Source organism: Streptomyces sp. NPDC060184 (assembly GCF_042728795.1).
Classification (GTDB): Bacteria; Actinomycetota; Actinomycetes; order Streptomycetales; family Streptomycetaceae; genus Streptomyces.
Map to the genome: position 1 here is coordinate 95,473 of NZ_JBHWYX010000027.1, position 9,560 is coordinate 105,032.

General features: G+C 71.6%; 8 protein-coding genes. 1 reads left to right on the plus strand and 7 read right to left on the minus strand.

The window, feature by feature from the left end; all coding sequences use genetic code 11:
* Positions 1–51: 51 nt before the first annotated feature.
* From ACFWEE_RS19440 to ACFWEE_RS19465, 6 genes are all read right to left on the minus strand, one after another.
* The gene (locus tag ACFWEE_RS19440) at positions 52–1,839 is read right to left on the minus strand and encodes an ABC transporter ATP-binding protein (RefSeq protein WP_386890593.1); all 1,788 of its coding nucleotides are present in this window, start codon (positions 1,837–1,839) and stop codon (positions 52–54) included.
* A gap of 46 nt (positions 1,840–1,885) precedes the next feature.
* On the minus strand, positions 1,886–2,944 hold the full coding sequence (locus ACFWEE_RS19445) for an iron-siderophore ABC transporter substrate-binding protein (RefSeq protein WP_386890594.1): 1,059 nt from the start codon (positions 2,942–2,944) through the stop codon (positions 1,886–1,888).
* Positions 2,945–3,061: 117 nt separating this feature from the next.
* Positions 3,062–3,940, minus strand: coding sequence for an ABC transporter ATP-binding protein (locus ACFWEE_RS19450; RefSeq protein WP_386890604.1), 879 nt, complete (start codon positions 3,938–3,940; stop codon positions 3,062–3,064).
* A 45-nt stretch (positions 3,941–3,985) separates the two neighbouring features.
* Positions 3,986–5,074 carry a FecCD family ABC transporter permease gene (locus tag ACFWEE_RS19455; protein WP_386890596.1) on the minus strand — a complete coding sequence of 363 codons (1,089 nt, stop codon included), beginning with the start codon at positions 5,072–5,074 and terminating at the stop codon, positions 3,986–3,988.
* 62 nt (positions 5,075–5,136) lie between these two features.
* Positions 5,137–6,195: a FecCD family ABC transporter permease gene (locus ACFWEE_RS19460; protein ID WP_386890597.1), complete on the minus strand. Its 1,059-nt coding sequence runs from the start codon at positions 6,193–6,195 to the stop codon at positions 5,137–5,139.
* Between the two features lie 171 nt (positions 6,196–6,366).
* Positions 6,367–7,722 (minus strand): lysine N(6)-hydroxylase/L-ornithine N(5)-oxygenase family protein, encoded by a 1,356-nt coding sequence (locus ACFWEE_RS19465; RefSeq protein WP_386890599.1) that lies wholly within the window; start codon positions 7,720–7,722, stop codon positions 6,367–6,369.
* A gap of 232 nt (positions 7,723–7,954) precedes the next feature.
* Here ACFWEE_RS19465 and ACFWEE_RS19470 point away from each other — a divergent pair, with 232 nt between their 5' ends.
* Positions 7,955–8,902 (plus strand): methionyl-tRNA formyltransferase, encoded by a 948-nt coding sequence (locus ACFWEE_RS19470; RefSeq protein WP_386890600.1) that lies wholly within the window; start codon positions 7,955–7,957, stop codon positions 8,900–8,902.
* 81 nt (positions 8,903–8,983) lie between these two features.
* On the opposite strand, the gene ACFWEE_RS19475 is transcribed toward ACFWEE_RS19470, so the two are convergent.
* Positions 8,984–9,400, minus strand: coding sequence for an SRPBCC family protein (locus ACFWEE_RS19475; protein ID WP_386890601.1), 417 nt, complete (start codon positions 9,398–9,400; stop codon positions 8,984–8,986).
* Between the last annotated feature and the right edge of the window lie 160 nt (positions 9,401–9,560).

Genomic DNA, 9,560 nt, shown 5'->3' on the forward strand with positions numbered 1-9,560 from the left:
GTGGTGGAAGTGGCGTCGCCCGCCCGAGAGGCGGGACTTTCTCGACACGGCCTAGCTTCCTTCGCGCCAGGCCCGCCACAGGCGTGCGTACCGGCCGTCCAGGGCGACCAGTTCCCGGTGGGTGCCCTGCTCCACCACTTGTCCGGCGTCCAGCACCGCGATCCGGTCCGCCGCCATCGCCTGGGTGAGCCGGTGGGCCACGAACAGGGTGGTCCGGCCCGCGCAGGCAGCCAGCACGGCGCGCTCCAGCTCGGCGGCGCCCTCGCTGCCGGCCTCGGCGGTCGATTCGTCGAGCACCACCACGGGGGCGCGGCCCAGCATCAGCCGGGCCAGGGCGATCTGGGCGACCTTGGTGCCGTCCAGCCGCTCGCCGCCCTCGCCGACCGGCGTGTACAGCCCGTCCGGCAGCGCGTCGAGCCAGGCTCCGGCGCCGACCGCGCGCAACGCCTCGGTCAGTTCGGCGTCGGTGGCGCGCGGTGCGGCGAGGCGCAGGTCGTCGGCGAGCGGGCCGGAGAACACGTGGGTCTCCTGCGTCAGGATGCTCACCAGGGCCCGGGCCCCGGCCTCGTCGAGGTCGGCGAGGTCGGTCGGGCCGATGCGTACGGAGCCGGTGCGCGGGGTGCCGATACCGGCGATCAGCGCGGCGAGCGTCGACTTGCCGGCCCCCGTCGCCCCCACCAGGGCGAGCGAGCCGCCTGCCGGGATCGTCAGGGCCACGTCCCGCAGGACCGGCTCCTCGGTTCCTGGATAGCCGAAGGTCAGCCCCTCCACCGTCACGGAGTACGGCACGACGTCCGCCGGGGTGACCGAGGCGTCGCCCACCAGCCGTCCTTCCGCCCGCTCCCCCAGGACGCCGACGAGGCGGGTCAGGCTGGCGCCCGACTTCTGTGCCTCGTCGAAGGTGAACATGATGGAGCCGAGCGGGGTGAAGAGCCGGTGGAACATGAGCGGGGCGGACGCCACCTCGCCGAGGCTCGCCGCGTCGTTCTCCAGCAGGGCGTACCCGACCAGGAGGATCAGGACCAGGCCGATGAACTCGGCGCGGTTCTCCCGGCCGACGAACCGGCCGAAGAACCGGAACACCTCGACGCCGAGTTCGCGTACCCGCCACGACTCGCCGGTGACCTTCTCGCGCACGGCGCCTTCCAGACGGTAGGCCCGGACGGTGTCGATGCCGTCGAGACCGCTGATCAGCGCCTGGGCGCGGTCGGCCTGGGCGGCCCGCTGCTTCTGGTAGAGCGGCGCCGACCTCGGGAGGTACCAACGCAGCGCGAGGGCGTAGGCGGGCAGCGCTCCGGCGCCCGCGAGACCGAGCCGCCAGTCCAGTCCGAACATGGCGGCCGTCGCGATGGCGACGAGGACCCCGGCGGTGAACACGGTCGGAACGGCGGACCGGATGCCCTTGGAGAGGACGGCGACGTCGTCGCCGACCCTGGAGAGCACGTCACCGCGGCCGACCTGTTCGATCCGGGCGCTCGGCATCCCCAGCACCGCGCGGACGGCGCCTTCGCGCAGTCGTGCGAGCAGGTCCGCGCCGAGCCGTCCGATGAGGTACGTCGATCCGGCGGTGGCCGCCGCGCCGAGCAGCGCGGCGGCCCCCATCAGGGCGCCGACGGTGACCAGGACCGAGCGCGACTCGCCGTCGACCACCCCGTCGACCACCCGGCCGAGGAGGAGCACCGGAAGCACCTGGAGGACCGCTCCGGCCACCGTGGTGAGCACGGTGGCGGCCGTCAGCCAAGGCACCTGGCGGCAGTGCGCCACGAGCCACCGGGCGGCCTCTCCCCCGCCCGCCGTGCGCAGGGTCGCGGGGGCGGTGCGGGTGTCCACGGCGCTCACGCGGAACCCCTGACGGTCCGTGCGGTACGGGACGGGGTGGACGGCGTCACTGGTCGACCGACTTGACGAGCTCGTCGATGGCGTAGGGCAGGGAGAGCAGGGTGCCCTGGGACATGGCCGCGCCGACCGCCGGCCCCTCGCTGTCCAGGAGGTACGAGACCTTCTTGTTCTTCACCGCTGAGAGGTTGGCGAAGAGGTCGAACTTCTTCAGCGCGTCCTGGTCCGCCTGGTCGTTGATGACGAAGATGCGGTCGACGTCGACGAGGTCGATGCGCTCGGGCGAGAGCACGGTGTAGAACTTGCCGCCGGCGGCCTTGTCGACCTCGGTGGCGCCCTTGTAGCCGATGCCGGTGATGAGCCGTCCGCGCACGTCGGTGGTGGCGAACGGGGCGACCGAGCCCTCGTACCAGGACAGCGCCACGGCGGTCTGACCGGCGAACTCGGGGTGCGCCGCCGCCGCGGAGTCGAGCTTGTCCTGGATGCCCTTCACCAGCGCCTTGCCCTCGGTCTCCTTGCCGAGCGCCTTGGCGATGTGCACGGCGTTGTCCTGCCAGGGGGCGCTGAACGGCTCCTTCTCGTCCTTGGTGCGGCCCACCGTCGGCGCGATTTTGGAGAGCTTGTCGTAGGCGGCCTGGTCGATCTCGGAGTAGACCGCGATGATCAGGTCCGGGCGCAGGGCCGCGATCTTCTCGTAGTTGGGGCCCGCGTCACCGTTGCTCATGATGACCTCGGGACGGGCGTCGCCCCACTTGTCCTTCACCCAGGGCCACTGGGTGTTGATGTCGGGGGACGTGCCCGCGGGGTTCGGGTACTGGTCGACCATGCCGACCGGCTTGACGCCGAGCGCGAGGATGGCCTGGTCGTCCGTGTAGCCCACGGAGACGACCCGCTGGGGGGCCTTGGTGATCTCGGTGGTGCCGAAGGCGTGCTCCACGGTGACCGGGAACGCGCCGCCGGCGACGGCCGGTGCGCTGTCGCTCGCCTTCGCGTCGGGCTCGTCGGAGCCGCCGCATCCGGCGAGGAGTCCCACACCGAGGGCGGTGGCGGACAGCATCGCCGCCACCCGCCGCCAGGACTTCGTACCCGTCGTTCTCTGGAGGAGCATCCCGCATCCCTTGCTCTCGCACTGGCCGCCCGCACCCGGTCCCCGGGGCAGCCACACCGTATCCTGAAGAAGTGAGGCCAGCCTAGCCTAACCAAGGTATTTCCTGTGCCCCGATGCCTAGTTGGAACGGACGTGCGTGCGTCCGATCGGCACGATGAGGGGGCGGTCGCCCACCGGGTCGTCGATCACCTCGGCGCGCAGGCCGAACGCCTCGCGCAGCAGACCGGCGGTGATGACGTCCCGCGGGTGCCCCTGGGCCAGGATCGCCCCCTCCCGCATCACGATGAGGTTGTCGCTGTAACGCGTCGCCAGATTGAGGTCGTGGAGCACCATGACGACCGTGCGGCCCGCTTCGTGCAGATCGTCCACGAGGTCGAGCACGTCGATCGCGTGGGCCAGGTCCAGGTAGGTGGTCGGTTCGTCCAGCAGCAGGAGGTCGGTGCCCTGAGCGAGGGTCATCGATATCCAGACGCGTTGCCGCTGCCCGCCGGAGAGCGAGTCGACCGGGCGGTCGGCGAGTTCGGACACCCCGGTCATCGTCAGCGCGCGCTCCACCACCGCGGCGTCGTCGGAGGACCACTGCCGCAGCCAGCTCTGGTGCGGATGGCGGCCCCGGGCGACCAGGTCCGCCACGGTCAGTCCCTCGGGAGCGACGGGCGTCTGCGGCAGCAGCCCCAGCTTCTTCGCCACGTCCCGGGTGCGCAGCCGGGCGATGTCCTCGCCGTCCAGCACGACCGTCCCGCTCGTCGGCCTGAGCAGCCTGGTCAGGGTGCGCAACAGGGTGGACTTCCCGCAGCCGTTGGGGCCGATGATGGTGGTGATCAGCCGTGACGGGATCGACACGTCGAGGTCGTCGATGACCACGCGTCCGCCGTACCCGACCGTCACCCCCCTCGCCGCCAGCCGGGTGTCCCCTGCTCCCGTGCCGGTCGCGGTTCCAGAGACGCTTCGGGTTCCGGTTCCGCTTCCGGGTTTGGTGGTGCGGTGGGTGGTCATCTCTGCCCCGTCGTCCGTCGTCGTCATGTCGGCCCTCCTGTGTCGTCAGCCCGCACGCTGTCCCGCGAGGTTCGCCCGTACCAGGAGGTACACGAGGAAGGGTCCGCCGATCGCGGCGGTGACCACCCCGACGGGCAGCGCCATGGGCAGTGCCGTGCGCGCGACCAGGTCCGCGCCGGTCAGCAGCAGCGCCCCCACCAGCCCGGAGGCCACCAGGGGCGGGGTCGGGCACTTCGCCAGCCGCATCGCCACCTGCGGCGCCACCAGCGCCACGAAGGGCACCGGACCGGCCGCGCTCACCGCCGCGGCGGCCAGCAGCACCGCGCAGAGCAGCAGGACCGCCCGTACCCGCGCGTACCGGACGCCCAGTCCGGCGGCCACCTCGTCGCCGAGGTGCATCGCCTTGAACTGGAAGGCGGCGGTGGCGACCACGGCGAGCAGCGCGAGGGTGCACCAGGTCGCCACCCGGACTTCGCCCCAGGACCGGTTGTCGAGCGAGCCGACCAGCCACGCCTGGGCCCGCGCCACGTCCCTGATGTCGGCGGTGACGAGCAGCCAGGTGGTGAGCGCCTCCGTCACGGCGCTCACCGAGATGCCGATGAGGATGAGCCGGAATCCGTCGACCCCCCGGCGCCACGCCAGGAAGTAGACGAGCAGTCCGGTGCCGAGGCCGCCGGCGAGTGCGGCGGCGGAGAGACCCACGGAGCTGACGACCGCGGCGGCGGCCCCGCCCGACACCGTCACCAGGAAGACCGCGACCGTGCCGGCGCCTCCGGTGATGCCCAGCACGTCGGGGCTGGCCAGCGGATTGCGCGCGACGGACTGGGTGATCGCCCCGGAGACCCCGAGCGCGATCCCCACCACCAGCCCGGCCAGAGCCCTCGGCATCCGCAGTTCCATGACGACGAACTCGTCGACCTGTTCGCCCCGGCCGAAGACCGTGGCGACGACCCGGGGCAGCGCGAGGGGGAAGTCCCCGACCGCGATGGAGAGGCAGAACACCAGGAAGACCGCGACGGCCAGCACGAGCGTGACCGTGACGATCCAGGGCCGCCAGACGAACGACACCCTGCCGAGCCGCACTCCCGGTGCCGCGGAGGGCTTCGGCTGCGGCTGCGGCTGCGGCTGCGGCAAACGCGACGGCTCCGGAGAGGACGACGGCTCGGGGAAGGGCGATGGGTTCACTTCTGTCCCGTTCACGCGTTCTTGAACTTTCCGCGCCAGACCAGGACCGCGAAGAACGGCGCGCCGAGCAGGGCGACGACGACGCCCGCGGCCAGTTCCCCGGGCCGCACCACGAGGCGCCCGACGATGTCGCAGAGGAGCAGGACGACGGCTCCGAGGAGGCCCGCGTACGGCACCAGCCAGCGGTAGTCCGGTCCGGCGAGATAGCGGGCGATGTGGGCCACCATGAGCCCGAGGAACGCGACGGGGCCGCACGCGGCGGTGGCCGCCCCCGCGAGCAGGGTGATGGCGAGGATGCCGACGGTCCGGCTCAGCGCGATGTTCGCGCCGAGCCCTCGCGCCACGTCCTCGCCCAGGGTGAGCAGGTTGAGAGCGGGCAGGGTGGTCAGCGCGAGGACCAGCCCGACGGCGATGAAACCGGTCAGCGGCCAGATGACGCCGAACCCGACCCCGGCGACGGAGCCCGCGTTCCAGAACCGCAGGGCGTTCAGCGACTTCTGGTCGGAGAGCGCGACGGCCGTGGTCATCGCCGCGAGGAACACCGTGACGCCCTGGCCGGCGAGGGCGAGGGTCAGCGGGTTGCCCGCCCCCCGGCCCACGCTGGACAGGCCGAACACGACGACTCCGGCGACCGCCGCCCCGAAGAAGCCGAACCAGACGTACTGGAACGGGTCGGTGAAGCCGAGCAGCCCGATCGCGGCGACCACGGAGAAGGAGGCGCCGGAGTTCACGCCCAGCAGTCCGGTGTCGGCGATCGGGTTGCGCGTGTACCCCTGGATCAGGGCCCCGCCGACGCCCAGGGCGATGCCGGCCACGATCGCGAGCACGGTGCGGGGCACCCGGACGGTGCGCACGATGAGCCGGATCTCGGTGAGCCGCCGGTCGGCGTCCGGCTCGGCGAACAGGCCGTGCCACACGTCGGAGGGGCTCAGCGCGCGGGCACCGACCGCCAGCGACGCGGCCCCCGCGAGTACGACGATCAGCGCGAGCACACCGAGTCCCACAACTCGTCTCCGACGAGCCTTCGTTGCTCCCCCGGGCGCGGAGAGCTCCACCGTAGTCGTGGTCATGTCTTCGTACGTTATCCCTTTGATCTTCCGTGCCCGCAGGGGAGGTTGGCCGATTCGCCCGCGCGGAAGGACGGTTGGGGCGGGATCGGGCCCCGGCCGAGGGTACCCGTGTACGGAAACCTGGCTCCCCGGCCCCCCGCCGGGCGCGAGGCCGGACGGCACCGCCCCGCTTCAGCGGGACGCGCCGACGGCTCCCTCGGCCACCGTCTCCGCCCGCTCCGGGGAGACCCCGGCCCTGCGGTCGAGCAGCGAGTCGAGGATCTCGCCGACCCGGATCGCGGTGTTGGAGAGCAGCGACGAGGTGATGCCGTGGGTGTGCTCCGTACCGCCCTGGAGGTAGATGCCGCAGCGCAGGGCGGGGTCGGTCCCGATGCGGTAGTCGCGCTCGACGCGGACGCGGCCCTGGTCGTCGGTACGGCAGAGGTCCGCCGCCTCGCCGAGGAGACCGAGGGGGTCGACCGGGCTGTAGCCGGTGGCGAGCACGACGACGTCGGCGTCCAGGGCGGTCTCCTCGCCCGTGACCAGGGATGTCACGGTGGCGCGGGCCTTGTCGTCGGTCTCCTTGACGCCCACGAGGCGGGACACGTTGAGGAAGCGCAGCCGCTCGGTGCCGAGCACCTTCTCCTGGTAGCTCTGCCGGTAGAGGTCGTCGATCAAGTCGATGTCGACCACGGAGTAGTTGGTGTTTCCGTGATAGCCCATCAGGCGCTGCTTGATCTCGTCGGGCGCGGCGAAGTACTCGTCGACCGCACCCGGGTCGAAGATCCGGTTGGCGAAGGCGCTGTCGTCGGCGGGGCTGTATCCGTACCGGGAGAAGACCGCGCAGATCTCGGCTTCGGGGAAGGCGCGGTGCAGGTAGGCGACGTTCTCCGCGGCGCTCTGCCCGGCGCCCACGACGACGAACCGGGAGGGCGAAGTCCCCTCCAGTTCACCGACCTTGGCCAGGAGCTCGGAGTTGTGCCACACCCGGTCGCCGCGCTCGACGCCCTCGGGCAGCAGCGGGCGCAGCCCGGTGCCGATGACGAGGTTGCGGGCCCGGTGGACGGAGAGCCCTTCTCCCGACCGGACCGTCACGTCCAGGTACTCCACGATTCCGTCCTGGACGGCCGGCCTGACGGAGACCACCTCGTGGCCGTAGGAGACCATGTCCTCGACCTGGGCGGCGGCCCACTCGAAGTAGTCGTGGAACTCGACCCGCAGCGGGAAGAGGTTCTTGTGGTTGATGAAGTCGATCAGCCGCCCCTTGCTCTTGAGGTAGCAGAGGAAGCTGAACTCGCTGGTGGGGTTCCGGAGCGTCACCAGGTCCTTGAGGAAGGACACCTGCATGGTCGCGTCGTCGATCAGCATGCCGCGGTGCCAGCCGAAGCACGGCTGCTGCTCGAAGAAGCGGGCACTGACCGGCTGCCGTTCGCCGGCGCGGGCGTTGTGCTCACTGATCGCGATGGCCATGGCCACGTTGGACGGCCCGAAGCCGATTCCGATGAGGTCGTGGACCTGCGGTGCGTCGCCAGGAAGAACCGGTGACATGTCACTCCCATTCGTGCGGGGTAGCCGCTCATGGCATGGGGAAGGTGCGAGCGTCGGACACACCGACGGCGCGGCTCGAATTTAGGTGAGCCTAAGCTAATCCTGTGAGGCTGTCGAGAGGGCGCCGGGGCGTGCGGCTCGTCAAATGTGCTGCATCGCGCGCCCGTTGCAAAGCAAGGTAAGCCTTGCTTTACTGGCCCACGGTCCATTCCGGCACAGAGGAGGAACCCCCATGCGGGTCGTCATGTTCGGTTACCAGACCTGGGGTCACCGCACCCTGCAAGCTCTCCTGGACTCCGAGCACGACGTGGTGCTGGTCGTGACCCACCCCAAGAGCGAGCACGCGTACGAGAAGATCTGGAGCGACTCCGTCGCCGACCTCGCCGAGGCGCACGGTGTCCCCGTACTGATCCGCAACCGCCCCGACGACGAGGAGCTCTTCGCGCGGCTCGCAGCGGCGGAGCCGGACATCATCGTGGCGAACAACTGGCGGACCTGGATTCCCCCGCGCGTCTTCGCGCTCCCGCGCCACGGCACGCTGAACATCCACGACTCGCTGCTGCCGAAGTACGCGGGCTTCTCCCCCCTGATCTGGGCCCTGATCAACGGGGAGTCCGAAGTGGGCGTCACCGCGCACCTGATGAACGACGAGCTCGACGCCGGTGACATCGTGCGGCAGGAGGCGGTCCCGGTCGGTCCGACGGACACCGCGACCGACCTCTTCCACAAGACCGTCGACCTCATCGCCCCGGTCACCACCGGTGCGCTCGCGCTCATCGCCTCCGGGCAGACGGAGTTCACCCGGCAGGACCGCTCGCAGGCGAGCTTCTTCCACAAGCGGTCCGCCGAGGACATCCGGATCGACTGGACCTGGCCGGCCGAGGACCTCGAACGGCTGGTCCGGGCCCAGTCCGACCCGTACCCCAGCGCCTTCACCTACCACCGGGGCAAGCGGCTGGAGGTCCTGGCGGCCGTGGTCTCCGAAGCGCGCTACGGCGGCACGCCGGGACGCGTCTTCTACCGGGAGGGGGAGGGCGTGGTGATCGTCGCCGGAGCCGACGCGCGCACCGGACGCAACCACGGCCTGGCCATCACCCGGGTACGCACCGAGGACGGCCGGGAGTTGCCCGCGACGGAGTACTTCACCTCCATGGGCGGGTATCTCACCGGCCGCCCCTGAGGTGACCGGGCACCGGCGCTCGCGCACGCGGCGGTCGCTCCGGCAACGACCGCTCTGGTGGTCGCTCGGGCCGGGGGTTGCTCAGGCCGCGAGCGTCGCCGCGAGCGCGGCGAGTCCGTCGGCGTAGATGCCGTGGAAGAGGGCGACCGCCTCCTCGTCGCCGACCCCGTCGGGGGTGAAGCTGCCGCTCCACTCCACCCGGGCAAAGCCCGTGTCCGGTTCGGGGTGCACCGTCAGGGTGGAGAGGTAGCCGGTCACCGGGAAGGGCGCGCGGAGGATCGAGTAGCTGTAGCTGCGGGCCCTCTCGTCGAAGGCTTCGAGACGCTCGACGATCACGCCGCCGTCCTCGTTGGTGAGGGTGCGCACCCGGCCGCCCTCGCCGAGTTCGCTCGTCGGGATGTAGGGCAGCCAGTCGGGCAGGGTGTCGAACCCGCCGATGAGCTGCCAGACGTGGTCGGGCGACGCGGGGACGCGGACCGACGCGGTGGTCGTGGCCATGAGGGTGTTCTCCTTGGATTCGGCCGAGGGGTGCGGCAGGCGGAGTCCTGCCGCACCGGCGGCAGGGACGCGGGGGGGCCGGCGGGCCGCCCCCCCCCGCGGGGCGGGGGGGAGGCGGGGAGGGGGGGGGGGACGGGGGGGCGGCCCCGCGAAAGCGCGC

Coding starts and splice junctions, on each gene's coding strand:
- ACFWEE_RS19445 (WP_386890594.1), bottom strand. CDS start 2,944: ATGCTCCTCCAGAGAACGACGGGTACGAAGTCCTGGCGGCGGGTGGCG.
- ACFWEE_RS19450 (WP_386890604.1), bottom strand. CDS start 3,940: ATGACCACCCACCGCACCACCAAACCCGGAAGCGGAACCGGAACCCGA.
- ACFWEE_RS19460 (WP_386890597.1), bottom strand. CDS start 6,195: ATGACCACGACTACGGTGGAGCTCTCCGCGCCCGGGGGAGCAACGAAG.
- ACFWEE_RS19465 (WP_386890599.1), bottom strand. CDS start 7,722: ATGTCACCGGTTCTTCCTGGCGACGCACCGCAGGTCCACGACCTCATC.
- ACFWEE_RS19470 (WP_386890600.1), top strand. CDS start 7,955: ATGCGGGTCGTCATGTTCGGTTACCAGACCTGGGGTCACCGCACCCTG.
- ACFWEE_RS19475 (WP_386890601.1), bottom strand. CDS start 9,400: ATGGCCACGACCACCGCGTCGGTCCGCGTCCCCGCGTCGCCCGACCAC.